The organism is Paraburkholderia heleia NBRC 101817 (assembly GCF_000739775.1).
Lineage (GTDB): Bacteria > Pseudomonadota > Gammaproteobacteria > Burkholderiales > Burkholderiaceae > Paraburkholderia > Paraburkholderia heleia.
The window spans coordinates 38,043-58,061 of the sequence record NZ_BBJH01000025.1 but is presented as its reverse complement, the minus strand read 5'-3'; the positions used below and the strand labels follow the sequence as shown (position 1 = coordinate 58,061).

The following is a 20,019-nucleotide window of genomic DNA, read 5'->3' as shown; positions in this document are numbered from 1 at the left end:
CCATCGGGCATCGGGACCCGGCAGGATCGAACATGACGAACACCATCACCGTCCGTTGGCTGCAACTTCGCATCGCGCTAGTGAGGGCTGGCGCGGCGATGCTCGCAGCCGTGCTGCCGTGGCAAGCGCACGCGCAGAACGTACCGGGACAACTGTCGAACCAGACCGTGATAGGCGGCAACATCAAGCAGCATGCAGACGCCGTGCTGTCCATCATGACCTACACCACGGTGCCGGACGTCACCACCAGCTCGCTTTCGATCAACAACGGCACCACCGGCAACCCAGGCTTCGGGCAGACGCAGCTAGGTGGCGGCTTCACGCTGAGCCGGACGTTTCCGCTGTACATGGAAGGCACGATCGCGTACAGCCGCTACGACCCAACCTTCATCGCGACCGACGGCGCACAGACGCGGGCGGTGCCCACGAGGTGGAATACCTTCAGCGGCACTGTGGGACTTGGCTGGGATTTTCGCATCACCAACGAACTCGTGTTTCGCCCGATCATAAACGGCACCATCGGACGTGTTTCCAGCGATCTGCGTATCGGACAAACGTTGTTCAACCATGTCACGGACAGCAATCTCCAGTTCCTCAATAACGGCTATCTGGACGCGTATGGCTACGGCGGATCGCTCATGCTCGACTATGAGCACTACCGCGAGAACTACGAAATCGATGCGGAACTGCGCGCGACCGATATCTACCTGCGAAGCTTCGGCGGGAGTTCCGAAGCCGTTCAGGGGTCTGCGATGGCGCAGCAAGTGAGCCTCTGGACGCGCTGGCGCGCGCCAACGGGCTGGCACGCGCTGGACAAGCCGGTGCGCTACGTGCTGGAGTTCGCCTACTCGCATTACTTCGGCGACAGCGCCGGGGTGCTCGGCTTCAACGAACTCACCTCGCTGGGCGTAGGTCTGGAACTCGACAGCAGTACGTATCCCATCATCATCACCCGTACGCGGGCAATGGTGCGCTACGTGTTCGGCCACAACGTGCACGGCGTGTCGTTTGGCCTGGCGGTCAGCTTTTAGGATGTCGAACGATGGAAGCGCGCACGTGAGGAGAATGGCGATGAGTCCACGAGGTGAACGACAACTGCACTCAACGGTGTGTTCAGTCGCGAGGCGTCTCGTGCTCGCGGGCGTTTGCGCCTGCCTGCTGCCACTGGCCGGATGTCCCTACTACGCGGCGCCGCCCGGCACCGTGGTCATGACGCCCGCAAGCTACGACCGGTCATTCGCCGCGGCGGCGGGCGCCATGCGTGACGAGGGACTCGCCATCACCGTGCAGGACCCCGGCACAGGCATGATTGCCGGGACGCTCGACGGCGGCACCGTGACGGCGAACGTGTACCGGCAATCCGACGGCAGCGTAGTCGTAAAGTTCGATACCGCCGACGCGCGCGACCCCACGCTCATTCACCGGGTCGTGAGCCGCTACGACCGGCGCATGGGGCGGTAGGGAGATCGTTTACCGATCACCCACGGGGTACGCAAGCGCGACCCCACCGGCTTGCGCGACGTGCGCTGCAAACCCCGTGCGGTCCGGCGCAACGTCTTCGCGCAGCGTGAGCGACGGAATTTCGTACGCACCGCCATTCTGCTTGCGAAACGCGATGGGTTCGGTCTGCGCCAGCGCATCGAGCCGGGCGCCGAGCGCGTCGCGCGTTTGGGCATAGCGCGCCTCGTCCATGCGCCCCGTGCGATACACGAGAAACGGCGGCAGCACGTCGTAGCCCGGGTAATAGAGCACGCCATGATGAATCGGGAAGAGAATGTCGTCGATCGGGCCGTTCACGCCCCGGGGCCCGTAATGCGACGCCCAGCCGCCCATCGTCACGACGAGCATCGCGCGCTTGCCGGCCAGCGTACCTTCGCCGTAGCGGCTTCCCCAGCGCACGTCGGAGTGCTCACCCACGCCATAGGCGAAGCCGTACGCGAAAACGCGCTCCACCCAGCCCTTGAGGATGGCAGGCATGGAGAACCACCAAAGCGGAAACTGCAGGATGAGCGTATCGGCCCACAAAAGCCTGGCCTGCTCCCGCGCGATGTCCCCGGTCTGCAGGCCGTTCTCGAAAGCATGCTTCGAATCGAGCGATGGATGAAATGGCGCGTCGCTCCGGCGCTCGACGCTGTCCTGCGCGTCGAGCGTCGCCTTCCAGTTCATGGCATAGAGGTCCGACACCTGAACGGCGTGACCCGCCGCCTCGAGACGCTGCACGGTGAAATCTCTGAGTGCGCCGTTGAGCGACTTTGGCTCGGGATGCGCGTAGACGAGCAGGATATTCATTGCAAGGGCTCCTTGATCTGACAGGAACCCAGCTTAGCCGCCCGGCTGCTATAGTGGAAATGAATAACGGAAATACCAGCCATTATGCCTGCTAATTTGCGTAGCCTCGATCTCAACCTGCTCGTCACGCTCGACGTGCTGCTCGCCGAGCACAACGTCACGCGCGCGGCGCGGCGCCTGAACTTCTCGCAACCGTCGGTTAGCGTGCATCTCGCGAGGCTGCGCGAGATATTGGGCGATCCACTGCTGCTGCCAGGCCCGCGCGGCATGCAGCCCACGGCTCGCGCGCTGGCATTGCGCGAGCCGCTGCGCGCGGCGCTCGAATCGCTCGAGCGCGCCATTGCGCCCGAAAGCCCGTTTGATCCAGCCAGCGCCCGCGATACCTGGTGTGTGGCCGCGAGCGACTATGGCGAGTCCACCATCGCGTTGCCGGCGCTGCGCGGCTTGCGCGAGGCTGCGCCGCATACGCGTCTTGCCGTGGTGGAACTCGCGCCTGCGCGTGTCGCGAAGCAGGCGGCGCAGGGCGAAATCGACCTGGCGTTCCATACCGCCAGCGGTGCCCCCGAGAACCTGCGTCGCCGCGCGCTCTTCACCGAGCGCTACGTGCTTGCGGGACGCGCCGACCATCCGCGCCTCAAGCGCCGTCCGGGCGTCAAGCAGTTCTGCACACTGGAGCACGTTATCGTCTCGCCCGATGGCGGCGGATTTCGCGGCATCACCGACGAAATGCTTTCGCAAGCCGGACTCACGCGGCGCGTCGTCCTCTCCGTCCCGCATTTTCTTTTTGTCATTTCCGTACTCGAACGCAGCGACCTGGTGGCGATGCTGCCGTGGCGGCTCGTGCGCGCAAGCCCGGCACTGCGCGCGGTCGAACCGCCTGTCGAGGTGCCGGGCTATGAAATGTGCATGCTCTGGCATGAACGCTCGCATCGCGACCCCGCGCATCGCTGGCTGCGCGAGCAGATCGCCCGGGCTGTGTAGCTGCGTGCGGCGCGTTCAGGCGCAGCGGCTGGCTGTTACGCGCCGAGTCCGTAGCGGGTCGCAGGCGGCGCAACAGAGCCGCGTAAGACGCACCCTGGGCTTCAACCTGGACGGCTTCCTCAACGAGTGTCACCTCGCGCAAGTCCTGACCACGATTCGCGAGCAACGACTCGAGTTGGCGTCGATATGAACAACCGACCCGGAAGACAAGCGCTTTCACGTCCCTAAGCCCATTCAACTGCTCGAGATTTGTTATCCACCGTCGCAGACTGCCAACCCGGCAACCGTTGCCACTCAACTTTCCGCCTCACGCTGCCGATATCTTGTGGAGTCGTTGTCGCGGTAGATAACGCTTGCATTGGCTCGGTGTTTTGAGCCCGCAGTTTGACTAATAGTTGCGATGGAGGCGTTTGACAATATGAGAAACAATCAGCCGGTTACTCAGCGCGAGTACGATTTCCCCGCCGACGCGACACTAATGTCGACGACTGACACGCAGAGCTACGTCAGGTACGCCAACGCAGCGTTTATGCAGGTCAGCGGCTTCGATCCAGAAGAAATTCAGGGGCAGCCGCACAACGTGGTGCGTCACCCCGACATGCCCCCCGAAGCATTTGCCGACATGTGGGCGACGCTCAAGGGCGGCGAGCCGTGGACTGCGCTCGTCAAGAATCGCCGGAAGAACGGCGACCATTACTGGGTCCGAGCCAATGCGACGCCTGTGGTACGCAATGGGGTGACGACAGGCTATATGTCGGTGCGGACCAAGCCGTCGCGCGAGGAAATTGAAGCTACTGAGACGCTGTACCGCCAGTTTCGTGAAGGCAAACAGGGCAACAAGCGTTTCCACAAAGGTCTGATTGTCCGCACCGGGCTATTTGGCTGGACCTCGTTCCTGAAGACAATGCCCGCGCGCTGGCGCATTCGCTCGATCATGGCGTTGATGTTCTGTGTGATTGTCGCAGCCGGTTTGATGGCAGTGCAGCACCTTCCGTCGACCGGGGATCGGGCGTATTTAGCAGGCTTCTGCGGTGTGATGCTGGTGCTGTCCTTTCTGGTTTCAACGCTGCTCGAAAGACAGATCGCGGCTCCGCTCGAACTGGTGCTCGAGCAGGCGCTGAAAGTTGCGAGCGGCGAGAGCACGAGCATAGATCACATGGATCGAGTCGACGAAATCGGTATGACCTTGCGTAGCATCGGTCAGTTGGGCCTGATGTTTCGCTGGCTGATTGACGACGTTAGCTCACAGGTCGTCAATGTACAAACTGCTATCGATGAAATCGCACAGGGCAACATGGATCTGAGCGCGCGTACCGAGCAGGCAGCATCGAGCGTGCAACAGACCGCATCATCGATGGCGCAGATGACCGCGACCGTGCAGGCAAATTCCGCAACGGCGCAACAGGCGAGCCGGCTGTCAGGAGATGCGAGTTCGGCGGCCAGTCGTGGAGGTAAGGCCGTAGGCGAAGTGGTTTCAACGATGAACGAGATTACCGAAAGCTCACACAAAATCGCGGACATCATCGGCGTAATCGACGGCATCGCATTCCAGACGAACATTCTCGCGCTGAACGCCGCCGTGGAAGCGGCGCGTGCGGGCGAACAAGGACGCGGATTTGCCGTGGTGGCAGGCGAAGTGCGTGCGTTGGCGCAGCGCAGTGCGAATGCGGCCAGGGAAATCAAGGAGCTGATCGGCGCGAGCGTTGATCGCGTTGAGGCCGGTTCGCGCATCGTCGACGATGCGGGCAAGACGATGGATCAGATTGTCGAACAAGTCAGGCGTGTCTCGGACCTGATCGTGGAGATCAGTTCAGCGACAGAGGAACAGAGCAGTAACGTTGCGCAGGTCGATCAGGCGATCGGTAGCCTCGACGGGATCACGCAGCAGAACGCGGCGTTGGTCGAGCAAAGTGCCGCTGCTTCCGCAAGCCTCAAACAGCAGGCGGCGCGTCTGGTGGAGGCGGTAAGCGTGTTTCGTTGACGTGCAAATGGGCCTCGTCGTCATGCTTCTTCGCATTCATCACGCTGCTGTCGTCTGCTCGAACTATGAGGATGCACTGCCAACGCCGCGCCGGTGGCCAGTGCGCTCCAATAGCAGGCCCTGACCGGATCGACGCCGCACACGTAGAACAGCAACGCGATTGCCGCACTCGCCATCATGAGCGCCACAAGGACGCCGGCGATTCGGTGGTCGCGCCGGTTACCCTGCGGCCAGCCGAACGAACTCGCCGCGGCGTGTGCTGCGGAACCCGCCAGGGGCGGGAGCGCAAGCAGCGCGGTGCCCACGAGCGCAAGACCGAGTACGAGCCCCGCGTAGCCGTGCGCGATCGGCGCAATCGCAAGCGCGGCGGCCTGAGTGCCCCCGACCGGCTGGTGCGCGGCATGAAGCGTAACGGCGGCAGCGGCGAGGATAAGCGCGAACCACTTGAGCACGTTCGCGCAGCGCGCATAGAGCACCCATCATTGAAGCGCGGTCGATACCGCGGCAAACAGAATGATGCACGGTGCGACCGGACCGCGGAACATCAGGCGGGCGGCGTCTCCCACGGCGAGCATGTTTCCGGGCATCGAACGTCGCTGGCCGCCCGCTAGCCGGGCACGAACATGCCTGCCGCCGCGATCGCCATTAACAGCGTGGCAATCCAGCCCCCTGCTTTGAGGAAGCCTGATATGGCGAACCTGCCCATGATCCTCTCGCTGCTTCCCATCAGCATCACGACGACCATGACCGGCACCGCAGCCAGCCCATTGATCACAGCACTCCAGTAAAGCGCCTTGACGGGATCAAGGTGAAAGAAAGTCATGCTGACACCGCCGATGATTGCCACCGCAATGACGGAGTAGAACTCGCGAGCGAGCGTGAGGTGAAGGGAAAGGCTGCTGCGCCACCGGAATGCGCCTGCTGCGCGATATGCGGCGGAGCCCGCCAATACCGGCAACGCGAGCAGCCCGGTGCCGACTATGCCGGCGGCGAAGACGATCGAAGCGAAGCGGCCCGCGATGGGTGCGAGCGCCCGAGCGGCATCGGCGGACGTGTGAACTTCAATATGATGGGCGTAAAGCGTGACAGCCGCAGTGAGCATGATAAAAAAACCGACGCCATTCGAAATTCCCATTCCGATCCACGTGTCTGCCGTGATCCTGTCGATCTGCCGATAAGCCCGAAATGATGAGACCCAGCGCAGCGGCCGCTCGCCAGGCTTTGAGCGAAGCTCCTCGACTTCCTGGGACGCCTGCCAGAAGAACAGATACGGACTGATCGTCGTGCCGAGAACAGCGACGACCGTAGTGACATACGCGCTGGAAAGATTGGCGCGCGGCCAGATCACCGAAAGCGCGACTTGCCCCCAGTTCACCGGCACGACAAACGCAACAGCGACGTACGAAAACAGGACCAAGGTCAACCACTTAAGGAAGCGCGCATAGTTATCGTAAGGAATCCATATCTGAAGGATGGCAGACGACAGGCCAAGCGCGACCACATAAAGCTGCTGGGGACCGCGCACGAGCAGATGGAGCGCCGCCCCCATTGCGGCCAGGTCTGCCGCAATGTTGATGGTATTCGCGGCAGCGAGCACGAGCACCAATGCGATCACGAGCCATTTCGGCCCGTACGCCCGCATGTTGGAGGCTAGCCCTTTTCCGCTCACGCGTCCGATGCGCGCGCTGATCATCTGGATCGCAACCATCAGGGGATAGGACAACAGAAGCGTCCACAACAGCATGAACCCAAACTGCGCTCCCGCCTGGGAATAGGTGCCAATCCCGCTCGGGTCGTCATCTGCCGCTCCCGTGACGAGGCCGGGCCCGAGTCGGGACAGCCACGAGCGCTCTGTCTGGTCAGTAACCGAGACTTCGGGCTCGAGTCTTTCGTTGTCATCCACGGGTACGCCCCTCGGAGATGCCGCTGCCAAATGGCGGCACTGTGCATGCGCAAGCGGCTTGCCCAGCAGCATGTGCAGCATCACGAACGCCGACCCGGAATGCCGATTGTGGTTGAATGCCCGGCACAAGCTGCGACCGGCGATGGACGCAGTGACATCGCTCACTCCGGCTCCTTACGCCGTAGCCGCTTTGGACGCCGTGGTCTGCGCTTGAGACGGCGTTACTCGAGCGCGGGCCTTGCGACTCGATTCGGACGTCAGCAGGGGGGTAAGCCGCGGGTCGCTCAATGCCCTGCCCTTGCGGCTACGATGCGTCACCTCGCGCGCGCGCCGCTTCGCATCTCTCTCCAGGAAAGCGAGGAGGGCGGCTTCATCGGTCTTGAGCCCGCGTCGGCGCGGGCCGGATAGCATTCCCGTCAGGTCGCCAGCCTCGAATGCCTCAATGACTGCGGGATGTACGTAGCATTTTCGGCAGACTGCCGGCGTGTTGCGCAGCAATTGGGAGACTTCCTTGATCGTCCCGACAACATGCTTATGCGCCTCGGTCAGGGTTTCCCATTGCACCTTTCTTAACGCCGCGACCGCGCAAACGCTGCCGGCCCATGTGCGGTAGTCCTTCGCCGTAAAGTCTGCACCGGTTAGCCCGCGCAAATAGTCATTGATGTCGGACGAGCCAATCGAGTGGCGCATGCCGTCGGCATCGAGATACTGGAAAAGATCCTGGCCCGGCAGGTCCATGCAGCGCTTTACAATCCGTGCAACGTGCACATCGCTAACGGCGACATCGTGCTCAATGCCACTCTTGCCACGAAACTTCAGGCGCAGGGTACCGGCTGAAATCTTCAGATGTCGCTTGCGAAGCGTCGTCAAACCATACGAGCGGTTTTCGCGCGCATATGCCTCGCCGCCCACGCGGATCAGTGTCGTATCGAGCAGGCGCACGACTGTCGCCAGCACCTTGTTGCGCGGCATGCCTTCGAGCGCGAGGTCGCGTTTGACCTGCGCGCGCAGCCTCGGCAGCACCGCGCCGAAGGCCATCATCCGGTCGTACTTGTTGGCGTCACGCGTTTCCCGCCATCGCGGGTGATAGCGATATTGCTTGCGGCCGCGCGCGTCACGTCCGGTCGCCTGAAGGTGGCCTCGCGGATCCGGGCAGATCCAGACGTCGGTATAAGCGGGCGGGATCGCTAGCGCGCCAATGCGTCGAATATCCCCTTCGTCGTCTATGCGCCTTCCCGCTGTATCGAAGTACGCGAACCCGCCGTTTGTCCGCCTTCGGGTAAAGCCTGGGCGCGAGTCATCGATGTAGCGCAGGTTCGCCGGGAGGTCCGCGTCGCGGGCGTCGGTATTTCGAACCGCGCCAGGCGGGCCGCCCCTTTCGACGCGCTTTTGCTGTCTCGCCACGGTTCGCCTCCGTCCATTGCCTCATCCCCTGTGCGAAGCGGCGAGCAAACCGCGTGCCTTTGTCCGGATGGCCGCGGTCTCCGGCCTGCGCGCGCCGACGTCTCGTAGTCATGCGCTCCGGCGCACATAGGCCAGAGCCGAGTTGACTTTCAGGGGCGGGACATCGTCGTGCCATGGCGGCTGGGGCGCGAAGCGTTCAATGACATTCCGCCGGAACAACAGGCAGTATGTGCTTCCGCCAAACTGGAAAAATCCCAGCTCGTCGCCCTTCCTGACGTCGTCACCCGGGCGCACGACGACCTGGCAGGACGATACTTCCGCCATCCCCACAAACACGCACGCGACTTCGCCGATCAGCGGATCGGCACTGTCGATGACAATGACGGCCCTCGCCGCCACTGCGTTGGTATAGCCCTGGGAATCGTTCAGCCCGCTCGGGTCTTCGCCCTCGGATTCGGCGTCCGAGTAGTAGGTGCCGTCCACGTTATAGGCCTCGACGACCGTTCCGTCGACGGGGGCGTGCCAGCGATGATAGTTATAAGCGCTCAGGTAGCCCTGATAAACCGTTCCGCCGACGAACCGGCGCGCGAGCGACTCGTCGCTTGATGTCAGGATTTCACGCAGGGAATATGGCTGGGACTTGATCCAGAAACGGTCGAGGAGTTTCACGTCTTTCCGCACGTCGAAAGGCGACGCTTCGCAGGCGTTCACGATAACCGCGCTGTCGTCGGGCGACGCGACCGGCCGCGCGCCCGGCCTGAGATGACGCGTAAAGAAGGCGTTCCAGGAGTCGAATCCCCAATGCTCGAGCGAGCGGTCGTGTACGAAGTCATCCATTCCGAGTTTTGCCAGAGCGGGGGCGCTGAACCAGCCTTGCGGCTCGTCTTCGACAAGCCAGGTACGGGAGCGCGGCCCGCTCAGGAAGCCGGCCCACGTGCTCAGGACGCGCCGCAAGCGGGCATTGAATGCGGGATCGCGGAACACGGCATAGCCGGTGGGCATGCACATGGGCCATTCGAGCATGGCGTTCAGCGGCGTGGCCACCGGAGCGCTCTCGCTGAATGGCGGGCTGAACGTCGTCAGGTAGTCGATCACGTCCAGCAGCTCGCCGATGTTTGAATATCCCAGTTGCTTGCCCTGCTCGATCGCGTCATCGATCGCGCGGGAAAGGTTCATCCTGAGCACGGGGTCGCCGTCGATGAGCTTGCCGAGGTCCTGGACAACGCTCGAAAGCGCGATGCCGGCGCGTCGCTCCCGCGCGCGGCCGGCAATCTCGATCCGAAAAGCGGCAGTGTGCTCTTCCCTGGCCGGCATCCAGTTTCCCAGGCGTCGCCGGGATGCCGGCTCCTTGTTTGCGCCGTTCATATTCGTATGCTCCGTCGTTCGGAAAAGAGCGCGCGAGCCGGGCCCGGAACGCTCGAGCGTCCAGCCGGGGCGTTTTGCGCGCCGAGGGAAACCGCGTATCGCATGCCAATCGTTTTTTCTCACGACGTTTGCCGCGTCGTCCCTGGCGGTATCGGGTTCTTTTCCTGCGTGGACGGCAGTTCGCTTTCAGATGCTTCGTGCTTACGCTTTTCGCGCTCGTCGCGCTCGGCTTGCCCTGTGTGGGCCGGTGGCGTTGCAGAAGGGTCGTCGCGCTTGGGCCCATCTCGCTGCACCGCGCCGAGGGGGGCGTTTCCGTTTCGCATGTCAACCTCCTACACAGTGAGTGCGTGGTCTCAGCGCGCCTGCGTATGCCGCGTCGTTTCGAACAGGTGATAGTCGCGAAAGTGTGGACCGCTTACGTGCCAGTGGAAGTTCTTCGTCTTCACGAAAAGCGCGAATACGTCCGCGAGCAGTCTCGTCAATCCTGCCGAAACTTCCTTGCGGGCATCGTTGCCCAGATCAGTCGGGGTCGCCAGGTTCGTCGCGGCGGGACCTTTGTGTTTCGAATCGGTATTTGGCATGGTGGCTCCGTTGAGACTGAGTTCGCTCCGTGGATGGGGTCCAGCGAGCCACGCAACGGACATGCCCGATGGCACCGACCGCTCGCGGAGCGTATTGCATAAACGATTCGCCACGGCACACGACGTCTCGCGCCGCTGTCGCAGCCTACCCTGTCAGCGCCTCGTAATGCCGAAAAGCAGGCTGGCAAGGAACAGGATCACGAAAATGACGAACAGGATCTTGGCGATGCTCGCCGCGCCTGCGGCAATCCCTCCAAACCCAAAGACAGCCGCGATGATGGCTATCACGAAGAATACGATCGCGTAGTAAAGCATGGCTGGCTCCTCTTAAAGGCCTGACGGTGCCTGCGCACCGGATGTGCCTAAAGGAGCTGCCTTCATCGCACCGTCGCTTCAGCGGCGCGTCGCTCTCGCAAATGACCCACTCCGCCAAACGAGCCCGCCCCCGATGAAATCCCCGGTGGGTTCCTGTCAAATATTCGAAGCCGCCGGGTCAATGCCCGCCCCATTCGGCCGCGCTCGCCGCTGCAAAGTCCCGGTAGGATCGCAGCGGCCTGCCCAGCAGTTCGGTCAGCCGCGCGATATCCGCGCTGACGGCGATCGCACCATCCTGCTGATACCGGCGCATCATGAGTCGCATGTCATAGGCCATCCACTCGGGGGCTACTGACTTCAGGCGCGTTTCGAAACCATCCAGGTCATCGCCACCGTACCGGATCGGGCGGCCGAGCACTGCGGCCCAGATGCTGCACGCCGTTTCGCCGTCGATGACATCGGGGCCAACCAACGTATACGTTTCGGATGGCAGACTATCGTGACTGCGCTCACGGCGTAGCAACTCGAGCGCTGCCGCCTCGCCGATATCGCGTGCGTCGACCATCGAAATACCCTGATTGCCGATTGGCATGGCATAGACGCCTTGGGACAGCAAGGGCTCCTTCTGCCAGGCATCGTTCTGGATGAAATACGCGGGCCTGAGAATCGTCGCAGGAAGATCCACCTGTTCGATCATCTGCTCTGCTGAATATTTGCTGGAAAAATGCGGCACATCTACATAGTCTTCCGCGCGAAATACCGAGAGGTACACGATCCCTTTGATGCCGATTTCACGGGCCACGCTCAGCGCCTGCAGCACGTGGGTGTGTTCGCCGAGCACGTTGGGGACGAGCAGGAATAGCGTATCCGCGCCTTTCAACGCCGATCGCATCGCGCCGATATCGGATATGTCTCCTTTTACCGGGACGATTCCTTCCGGCAATTCCGCGTGCTCTGGAGCACGCGTGAGCGCGAGGACTTCCGCGCCCTTCCCCGCGAGGTGCTCGACGATGTTCCCGCCAACAAGCCCTGTACTTCCGGCAACGAGAATGGTCATGACATCACTCCTTGAGAACCGTTCGAATGAACACGCGCCGCAAGTGCCATTCCGCAGTTGCCCGGCGCCACCGTCCGCGCAAGGCAGCGCGTGGACGCGCCGCTTCGGCGACTACCGCGACGCATTGGCGTCCGGCTGGATGCGGTTGCGCGGCGCGCGACGCAGACGCGGAGTCGATTGGGGAGTCGTTTTGTCGGACCATGCGGACTGGCCCGGTCCGCTGCACGCCGTCGACGCGACAGGCGCCGAACGCGTGATCGTCACGCATGGGTATATCGAGCCAATGGTGCGATGGCTTTCCCAACGCGGATTCGACGCCGGTACCTTCACGACCGAGTATGGCGGCGACACGATCGAGACAGATAGCAGCCCCGCCGCTGCGGAGAACGCACTGCGATGAAACGTTTTGCAGCGCTTTACTCGGCCCTTGATGCGACGACCTCCACCAACGACAAGCTCGACGCATTGATCACGTATTTCCGCGGCGCCGAACCCGAAGACGCGGCGTGGGCCTCGTACTTCCTCGCAGGCGGCAAGCCTCGCCAGTCGGTAGCGACGCGCGTGCTGATCGAATGCGCGCGCGATCGCCTGAAGGGCGGGAACCCGCCCCGGCAACCGGGGTGGAAGCGGAGTGACGATCCATTTCGGACTACGCCTGTCCGGCGCGGTGACCACCAACACCGGCGACGGCTCGCTAACGCGTCAGGTAAGGACTCTCATGCCCCGGTTCATAAGGCCGCGCCTTGACCTCCATGCGCGCAATGCTCTGGAGATGCACCTCGTCCGGGCCATCGGCGAACTTCAATGCACGCCCCCAGGTCCAGCTGTCCGCCAGCGGCGTGTCGGGGCTCAGCCCCATCGCGCCGAAGGTCTGGATCGCCCGCTCGCATACGGCGGTGTGCACGCCCGGCACGAGCGCCTTGATCATCGCGATCTCCTTGCGCGCTTCCTTCGCGCCCACGTTGTCGATCATCCAGGCGGCCTTCAGCACAAAGAGCCTCGCCTGATCGATCTCGATGCGCGACTTCGCGATCCACTCCCCAACCGTGCCTTGCTGATAGAGCTTCTTGCCGAACGCCGTGCGCGCCTGCGCGCGTTCGATCATCAGTTCGAGCGCCAGTTCGGCGGCGCCGATCGAGCGCATGCAGTGGTGAATGCGGCCCGGTCCGAGGCGCGCCTGGGCGAGCGCGAAGCCGCTGCCTTCTTCGCCGAGCAAATTCGAGCGCGGCACGCGTACGCCCCTGAATTCGATCTCGCAGTGGCCTTCCGGCGCAGTGTGATTGACCACCGTGATATTGCGGATGATTTTCACCCCCGGCGTGTCGCGCGGCACGAGAACCATGCTTTGCTGACGGTGCGCGGGCGCGTCCGGGTCTGTCTTGCCCATGACGATGAAGATCTGGCAATTCGGGTGCGCGGCGTTCGTAATGAACCACTTGCGGCCATCGATCACATAGTCGTCGCCGTCGAGGCGAATGGACGTCGTGATGTTGGTCGCGTCCGACGAGGCGACTGCGGGCTCGGTCATCGCAAACGCCGAGCGGATCCTGCCGTCGAGCAGCGGCTCGAGCCACGTTTTGCGCTGCGCGGGCGTGGCGAACATATGGAGCAGTTCCATGTTGCCCGTGTCCGGCGCATTGCAGTTGAATACCTCGGAGGCCCACGACACGCGCCCCATGATCTCGGCCAGCGGTGCGTACTCGAGGTTGGTCAGCCGCGTGCCCGGCTCGTCGTCGCGCAGATGTGGCAGGAACAGGTTCCAGAGGCCCTGGGCTCGCGCCTTCTCCTTCAGGTCCTCCATGAAGGAAACGGGATACTGCCCCGCGCTCACTTCTTCGTGCCATTGGCCGATGCGCGGCACGATATGCGTATCCATAAACGCGCGCAATTGCGTGCACAGCGCTTCGACTTTCGGGCTATAGGCAAAGTCCATCTTGCTCTTCCTTGAATCCAGGTGAATGTCGGGCGGCGCGGGCATGCATGACGCCCGCCGCCTTCATGGTCAGATCGTCAGGCCGCCGTCGACGACGATGCACTCGCCGTTGGTGTAGCTCGCCGCATCGGAGACGAGATAGAGCACGGTGCCGGCCATCTCGCGGGGCTCCGCGTGGCGGCGCAGCGGAACCTTCGTCATCCAGCTTTCGTACAGGGCCCGGTCTTCGAACAGCGCACCGGCGAATTTCGTTTTGGTGAGGCCCGGCAGCAAGGCGTTCACGCGGATGCCGAGTGGGCCGCACTCCTTGGCGAACGCCCGCGTCATGTTGACCACGGCGGCCTTCGTGATCGAATAGATGCCCTGCTTGTCGCCTGGCTGCAGCGCGTTGACGGAAGCTGTGTTGACGATCGCGCCGCCGCCGTGCTCGCGCATGAGCTTGCCCGCCTCGACCGACATAAAGAAGTAGCCGCGCAGATTGACCTCCACGGTCTTTTCGAAGGACGCAAGATCGGTGTCGAGAATGTGGCCGAAATACGGATTCGCGGCCGCGTTGTTCACGAGTATGTCCAGCCGGCCATGTTTCGAGCGGATGTGCTGGAACACGCCCTGGATGTCCTCGAGACGCCCAACATGGCACGGATACGCCTCGGCGCTGCCGCCCGCTTCCCTGATCCCGCGCGCCACGGTCTCGCAGTCGTCGAGCTTGCGGCTCGACACGATCACGTGGGCGCCCTGTTCCGCGAGCAGCTTCGCGATCTCCTCGCCAATGCCGCGGCTCGCACCGGTGACCAAAGCAATCTTTCCGCTCAGGTCGAATAAATTCGTAGTCACAATTGTCTCCTCACTATATCGACGTGTAGACAGACGTCGTCAGATGACGTCCACACCCATCTTCGCGAGCGTACCGGTCATTTCACCGACCTGGCGCGCCTTCTCATTCGATGCGTTGCCGCCCAGGGCACGCTTCTTCACGCCCTGCGCGATCGACGCGAGCCGGAAGAAGCTGAAGGCGAGGTAAAAATTCCAGTTTCCGATCGAGCCGATGCCACGCAAACTGCAATACCGCTCTACGATCGCGGCCTCGTCCGGCACGCCGAGCGCCGCCCTGTCCAGCCCCGCGAGACCGCCGATATGGCCTTTGGGCGGCAACCGCAGGCACATGCAGAAGTACGCGAGATCGGCGAGCGGATTGCCGAGCGTGGAGAGTTCCCAGTCGAGCACGGCGCGAACCTTCGGCGTGCCTCGGTGGAAAATCAGGTTATCGATGCGAAAGTCGCCGTGCACGAGCGAAGGCTTGCCCGCCTGGGCCGGACAGTGCGCCGGCAGCCAGTCGATCAGCGCTTCCATGGCCTCCAGGTCGTCGGTCTGCGCCGCGCGATACTGCTTCGTCCAGACTTCGATCTGCCGTGCGAAGTAGTTGCCCGCGCGACCGTAGCCGGCAAGGCCCACGGCCTCGACATCCACCTCGTGCAAGGCCGCCATCGTGCCGATCAACGCATCGTAGACGGCACCGCGTTCTCCGGCGGACAACGCGGGCAAGGACGGGTCCCAGAAAATCTCGCCCTCTTCGAAGCTCATCACGTAGAACAGGCTGCCGATCACCTCGCGGTCCTCGCAAAGATGCAGGGCCCGTGCGACAGGAACCGGCGTGTCGCCAAGCGCGCCCAGCACACGGAATTCGCGGTCCACGGCATGCGCGGACTTGAGCAACTCGCCCGGCGGCTGACGCCGCAGCACATAGCGGCCGCTTTGCGCCTCGAGAAGGAACGTGGGGTTCGACTGTCCGCCGGCAAACTTCTCGACGACCATGGGCCCCCGAAAGCCGGGTACGTGCGCAGCCAGATAGCGCGCGAGTGCATCGACGTCGAACTGAAGACTTGTATTCATCATGGAGCGGGAATCCGGATTCGAATCAGCCATAGGTGACGTGTTCGCGCCGCCCGGCCTGTTCGAGATGCGGCAGCGTGTTGAAGGTGAGCAGCGACATGGCGCTGTCATTGAAGACGTACTGGCTCACGCTGCTGTTGCGGATCTGCAGGTTAAGCGCGATGGCCGCCGCGGCGGGCGCCTGCAGAACCCGCTGCGTGAAGACGGCAATCGGACCGCCCGAACTCACCACCAGCACGCGCTTGCCGCCCGAGCGTTGAATGGCGAGACGCGCGCGTTCCACGCGCGCCTGGAACTGCCCCCAGGTCTCGGGAACGCGCCCTGGGAGCTTGTCTTCGGACCAAAGCTGCAGGACCTGCTTGAGCCCCCTGGAGAAGTGTTTCATCGAGCCTTCGGCCAGCAGGCCGGGCGCCAGACCGCTCTCGCCGAGCGCGGAAAAAAGGGCGTGAAAATCGTACTCGTTCAGATCCGCGTCCGGCACGATTTCCACAGGCGCGCCGCCCATTGCGGTGAGCAAGGCGTCGGCGGTCTGCGCGTGCCGCCGCATCGTGCCGGTCACGACACGATCGAACGTCAGGCGCGCCTGCGCGCAGTATTCGCCCAGCCAGCGCGACTGGGCGACGCCAAGGGATGAAAGCTCGTCATAGTTTCCGGCGCCGAACGACGCCTGCCCGTGCCGTACCAGGTAAAGTTCCGCCATGCCAACCTCGTCTGAACATGACGGAAACGATACTGGGACACCGGCTATTCAGGAAATTTATTCTGGTGATACTGCGTCATAACGATTCGTGACACCCAGGGTCTATGGTCTCTGTTTGCGCATGAGACGGCCGATCTGCTCGCGCAGCCAGCGATGGGCCGGATCGGCCGTGACGCTGCGGTGCCAGTAGCCATGCGTCTCGAGATCTGGGAGATCGAACGGCAGCGCCAGGATGCGTGCGTCATGGCGCTTGAGCAACATGAGCGGCGCAGTCAGAACGAGATCGGTCCGCATTGCGATCAACGGCGCGACGAGATAATGCTGAACGCGGGTCTGGATGGTGCGTCTGAGTCCCAGCTTGTTGAGTTCGGTATCGACGAGACCGGGTCCCTGCCGGCGGCTCGACACGTGGATATGGCCGAAGCGCAGGTAGTCGTCGATTGTGAGCTTCTTCTTGGCGAACGGATGGCCCTGGCGCAGCATGCACGCGTAACGGTCGCGGCCCATCGGCTCCTGCTCCAGGTACGGATCGTCGATGAGCGGCGCGTCGATCGCCAGATGGACCGCGCCGCTCGCCAGCGCTTCGGGAACGTCGCGGCGCGTCGTGAAGTAGCTCTCGATGCGGATGCCTGGTGCGAGACGTTGCAACACCTCTTGCAGCGCGGGAAGCAGCATGGTCTCGGTCAGGTCGTTCATGCTGAGCCGGAAGGTTCGCTGCGACGAGGCCGGATCGAAGCGTTCGCCGGCGTGGGTGCTCGAATCGAGTAGCTGAAGCGCTTCCCGCACGCGGCCGATGATGTTCTCGGAAACCGGCGTGGGCATCATGCCGGCCGGCGTGCTCACGAACAGCGGATCGTCGAATGCCTTGCGCATGCGCGCGAGCGCGTTGCTCACGGCGGGCTGCGTGATGAAAAGCAACTCCGCCGCGCGCGTGAGGTTGCGCGTTCGATAGACGGCCTCGAACACGACGAAGAGATTCAGATCGAGTTTGGATGGGCGCATGGCCCGAGCCTAACCGGCCCCTAGCAGTGCCGTCAATCGACGGCGTGATCGAGCGCGGATTGCGTCGCCCCCACGTCAGTGCGCATATCCCGGACAGGTTCGATCGAGCCGGCGCAGAAAAGCGCTTTCTAGCCTACGAGTCACACTTCGCTGCAGCTATCTGCCGGATGGTGTCGCGCGGCACGGGCACGAGGGATCGGGTGCAAATAGACGATCCGAAAAAGATTGTTGATAAATAGAGGAATTCTTATCAAACAGACAGGACAGCAGTGGTTCATCCTGTTGATTCGGCGCGACGCAGGACCGAGTGCGCACGGAGGCGCCGCCGGCAACGGACATTTCGGTCAGGGGTTAGTGAACGCAAGGAGTTCGGCATGGGCACACCCTCAAGCCTGACCCTCGAAGGCAAACTCCGGCGCGACGCCGGAATCGTAGGGCTTCTGTTTGCCAGCACGACCAGCATGATTGGCTCGGGCTGGCTGTCCGGCGCATATCACGCCTCGCGTATCGCCGGTCCGCTGAGTATCGGCAGCTGGATCATCGGTGCCGTCATCATCATGCTGATTGCACTGTGCTTCGCGGAGCTCGCCGCCCTTTTCCCGCGAAGCGGTGCACTCGTCCATATGAGCCATGCCAGCCATGGTGAAGGGCTCGGCCAGCTTTGGTGCTGGCTCCTCTTCCTGGCCTATGTGCCCGTACCTGCGGTTGAGGCGGAGGCAATCGTCACGTACGCGAACAACTATCTCCCATGGTTCATTCACCCCGGCAGCTCGGGACTCCCGACGCTCACGGGCTTCATCACCTGCGCCGCCCTTCTTGGCGTCACGGCCTTGCTGAATCTGATGGTGGTGCGCTGGCTGCTTAACGTCAACTCGACCATCACCTGGTGGAAAGTGCTTGTACCGCTCGTCACGATCGTCGCGCTGATGACGGCAAGCACGCACTGGAACGTGATGCACGCGGCACCAGACAGCTACAAGCTCTCGGGAATGTTCACGGCGCTGCCCGCCGCAGGGATTGTGTTCAGCTACCTGGGCTTTCGTACGGCGATCGACCTGGGCGGTGAAACTGCCAACATCGCACGGCGCTCCGCTCACGATTTCGGCTGGCGCCACATCGCCTGGCTGCTTCCCTGGTTCGGTGGGCTGTGGCTGCTATCGTGGCTCGGGGGAATCGGTGGCGGCCGCGGGTTGATCACCTTCGGCTGGGACATTCTCGTGGTCGCGATCTGGAGCGTTATTGTCCTTCTGCTCGCGCTTCGATCGTCACTGAGTCGCGGCGAAACATCAGCCATGATGGCCCGGATGGATAGCACCAGCCAGGACTTCGACTCTCAGCTGCGCGCACAAGGAGCACATGGCAATGGACCACGGCGGAGGATCAGACAGCACAGGAAAGGCAGCTCGCCAGGCGGTGCGGATGGCAGCCGTGAGCGCCGCCCCCGCCGCCGTGCGAGACGACGACACGAATCCGGTAGGCCTCTACAAGCTGTGTTTCCATGCATTCCTGGTAGGCATCGTCACGGGACTCGGCGCAGTCGTATTTCGGGGCCTGATCGGTGGCGTCCACAACGCGTTCTTCCTCCGGAGCCTGTCCTTTTCATACGACGCGAGCCGGTTCACACCCGCCGCGCCACTCGGTGCCTGCGCCGACGTAGTCGATATCGGCCGGGTATTCCCAGAACGAACCCCACGAGAAAGCCGCGTGGGGCGTGTAACCGGCGCGTCGGCGCGAGCGCACGCACCGCGCAAACACGAGGATGCCGACTCCCGGACCAAAGGCGGCTTGCAGCCGGGCGACGTCTTCACGCCCGCCTTGAGTTGCAACAGGTACGCGGGACCGAAAAGCTTTGCGCCGACGGGCCGCCGGCTGGGTGTTGGGCAGCATCCGCACCGTGGCTTCGAAACCGTGACTATCGTGTACGAGGGCGAGCTGGAGCACCTCGACTCAACGGGTAGCGGTGGCCAGATCGGTCCCGGCGATGTGCAGTGGATGACGGCGGGCGCTGGCATTCTGCATGAGGAGTTCCACTCGCGCGCGTTCGCGAAAACAGGCGGGACGCTCGAGATGGTGCAGCTCTGGGTCAATCTGCCGGCGAAGCACAAGATGACGGCCCCCGGCTACCAGAGCATCGTGGCCAGCCAGATTCCGTCAGTGGACCTGCCGGCAGGCGCAGGACAGGTGCGCGTGATCGCCGGCAACTTCGCGGGCAAGGCGGGGCCAGCGCACACCTTCACGCCGATGGATGTCTGGGATGTGCGGCTCAACGCAGGGCGTGGCGCAGCGTTGACGCTACCGGCGGGCCGCACGCTCGCGCCAGTCGTGCTGCGAGGCCAGGTTCGCGTCAACGGCGACGAGCGGGTCATCAGCGACGCGCAACTGGTTCTCCTCGCACGAGAGGGCACCGACGTCCAGCTCGACGCCATGAGCGACGCAGTCGTTCTGATGTTGAGCGGCGAACCCATCGACGAACCCGTCGCTGCGCATGGCCCGTTTGTCATGAACACGACCGAAGAGATTCGCGAGGCGGTAGAAGACTTCAACAGCGGGCGCTTTGGACAGCTGGCCGTGAAGGAGCAACACATTACGGCACAGTAAGCGCTGCCAAAGCTGACGCT

General features: G+C 63.1%; 17 protein-coding genes and 4 pseudogenes. 8 read left to right on the top strand and 13 right to left on the bottom strand.

The window, feature by feature from the left end:
- The first annotated feature begins 98 nt into the window (after positions 1–98).
- Together BHE01S_RS21095 and BHE01S_RS21090 are read left to right on the top strand one after the other, a co-directional pair.
- Complete coding sequence (locus tag BHE01S_RS21095; RefSeq protein WP_157025549.1) at positions 99–1,031, top strand: hypothetical protein; 933 nt, start codon at positions 99–101, stop codon at positions 1,029–1,031.
- Positions 1,032–1,071: 40 nt separating this feature from the next.
- A complete protein-coding gene (locus BHE01S_RS21090) occupies positions 1,072–1,461 on the top strand; it encodes a hypothetical protein (RefSeq protein ID WP_042267482.1) in 390 nt (129 codons plus the stop codon).
- Between the two features lie 9 nt (positions 1,462–1,470).
- Here the strand turns inward: BHE01S_RS21090 and BHE01S_RS21085 are convergent, their stop codons facing one another.
- On the bottom strand, positions 1,471–2,289 hold the full coding sequence (locus BHE01S_RS21085) for an NAD(P)H-dependent oxidoreductase (RefSeq protein WP_042267349.1): 819 nt from the start codon (positions 2,287–2,289) through the stop codon (positions 1,471–1,473).
- Between the two features lie 84 nt (positions 2,290–2,373).
- Here BHE01S_RS21085 and BHE01S_RS21080 point away from each other — a divergent pair, with 84 nt between their 5' ends.
- Entirely contained in the window at positions 2,374–3,270 is an 897-nt protein-coding gene (locus tag BHE01S_RS21080; protein ID WP_042267346.1) for a LysR family transcriptional regulator, read from the top strand.
- A 418-nt stretch (positions 3,271–3,688) separates the two neighbouring features.
- A complete protein-coding gene (locus tag BHE01S_RS21075) occupies positions 3,689–5,251 on the top strand; it encodes a methyl-accepting chemotaxis protein (RefSeq protein WP_084069084.1) in 1,563 nt (520 codons plus the stop codon).
- Positions 5,252–5,271: 20 nt separating this feature from the next.
- Here BHE01S_RS21075 and BHE01S_RS21070 read toward each other — a convergent pair whose 3' ends face one another.
- The 7 genes and pseudogenes from BHE01S_RS21070 to BHE01S_RS21040 form a co-directional block, all read right to left on the bottom strand.
- On the bottom strand, positions 5,272–5,727 hold the full coding sequence (locus tag BHE01S_RS21070) for a divalent metal cation transporter (protein ID WP_042267343.1): 456 nt from the start codon (positions 5,725–5,727) through the stop codon (positions 5,272–5,274).
- Between the two features lie 131 nt (positions 5,728–5,858).
- The gene (locus BHE01S_RS21065; protein ID WP_042267481.1) at positions 5,859–7,154 is read right to left on the bottom strand and encodes an NRAMP family divalent metal transporter; all 1,296 of its coding nucleotides are present in this window, start codon (positions 7,152–7,154) and stop codon (positions 5,859–5,861) included.
- 174 nt (positions 7,155–7,328) lie between these two features.
- Complete coding sequence (locus BHE01S_RS21060; protein ID WP_084069077.1) at positions 7,329–8,558, bottom strand: DNA topoisomerase IB; 1,230 nt, start codon at positions 8,556–8,558, stop codon at positions 7,329–7,331.
- Positions 8,559–8,666: 108 nt separating this feature from the next.
- Positions 8,667–9,923 (bottom strand): phosphatidylserine decarboxylase family protein, encoded by a 1,257-nt coding sequence (locus BHE01S_RS21055; protein ID WP_042267341.1) that lies wholly within the window; start codon positions 9,921–9,923, stop codon positions 8,667–8,669.
- 386 nt (positions 9,924–10,309) lie between these two features.
- Positions 10,310–10,504, bottom strand: a pseudogene (locus BHE01S_RS21050) (Dps family protein); the annotation flags it as partial.
- A 153-nt stretch (positions 10,505–10,657) separates the two neighbouring features.
- On the bottom strand, positions 10,658–10,819 hold the full coding sequence (locus BHE01S_RS36995) for a DUF1328 domain-containing protein (RefSeq protein WP_042267338.1): 162 nt from the start codon (positions 10,817–10,819) through the stop codon (positions 10,658–10,660).
- A gap of 178 nt (positions 10,820–10,997) precedes the next feature.
- Positions 10,998–11,876: an SDR family oxidoreductase gene (locus tag BHE01S_RS21040; RefSeq protein ID WP_042267337.1), complete on the bottom strand. Its 879-nt coding sequence runs from the start codon at positions 11,874–11,876 to the stop codon at positions 10,998–11,000.
- Between the two features lie 64 nt (positions 11,877–11,940).
- Here BHE01S_RS21040 and BHE01S_RS21035 point away from each other — a divergent pair.
- A pseudogene (locus BHE01S_RS21035) lies at positions 11,941–12,276 on the top strand (DNA ligase-associated DEXH box helicase); the annotation flags it as partial.
- Positions 12,273–12,464 (top strand): annotated as a pseudogene (locus tag BHE01S_RS39205) (ATP-dependent DNA ligase); the annotation flags it as partial. The pseudogenes BHE01S_RS21035 and BHE01S_RS39205, both read left to right, overlap by 4 nt.
- A gap of 106 nt (positions 12,465–12,570) precedes the next feature.
- On the opposite strand, the gene BHE01S_RS21030 reads toward BHE01S_RS39205, so the two are convergent.
- From BHE01S_RS21030 to BHE01S_RS21010, 5 genes are all read right to left on the bottom strand, one after another.
- Positions 12,571–13,809 (bottom strand): acyl-CoA dehydrogenase family protein, encoded by a 1,239-nt coding sequence (locus BHE01S_RS21030; RefSeq protein ID WP_042267336.1) that lies wholly within the window; start codon positions 13,807–13,809, stop codon positions 12,571–12,573.
- A 69-nt stretch (positions 13,810–13,878) separates the two neighbouring features.
- Positions 13,879–14,643, bottom strand: coding sequence for an SDR family oxidoreductase (locus tag BHE01S_RS21025; protein ID WP_042267334.1), 765 nt, complete (start codon positions 14,641–14,643; stop codon positions 13,879–13,881).
- 39 nt (positions 14,644–14,682) lie between these two features.
- Entirely contained in the window at positions 14,683–15,702 is a 1,020-nt protein-coding gene (locus BHE01S_RS21020; RefSeq protein WP_042267333.1) for a phosphotransferase, read from the bottom strand.
- Between the two features lie 22 nt (positions 15,703–15,724).
- Entirely contained in the window at positions 15,725–16,399 is a 675-nt protein-coding gene (locus BHE01S_RS21015; RefSeq protein ID WP_042267332.1) for a histidine phosphatase family protein, read from the bottom strand.
- Between the two features lie 102 nt (positions 16,400–16,501).
- On the bottom strand, positions 16,502–17,401 hold the full coding sequence (locus BHE01S_RS21010; protein ID WP_042267330.1) for a LysR family transcriptional regulator: 900 nt from the start codon (positions 17,399–17,401) through the stop codon (positions 16,502–16,504).
- 374 nt (positions 17,402–17,775) lie between these two features.
- Here BHE01S_RS21010 and BHE01S_RS39200 point away from each other — a divergent pair.
- Together BHE01S_RS39200 and BHE01S_RS21000 are read left to right on the top strand one after the other, a co-directional pair.
- Positions 17,776–18,465: pseudogene (locus tag BHE01S_RS39200) on the top strand (APC family permease); the annotation flags it as partial.
- Positions 18,466–19,105: 640 nt separating this feature from the next.
- On the top strand, positions 19,106–19,999 hold the full coding sequence (locus tag BHE01S_RS21000; protein ID WP_084069076.1) for a pirin family protein: 894 nt from the start codon (positions 19,106–19,108) through the stop codon (positions 19,997–19,999).
- Positions 20,000–20,019 lie beyond the last annotated feature (20 nt).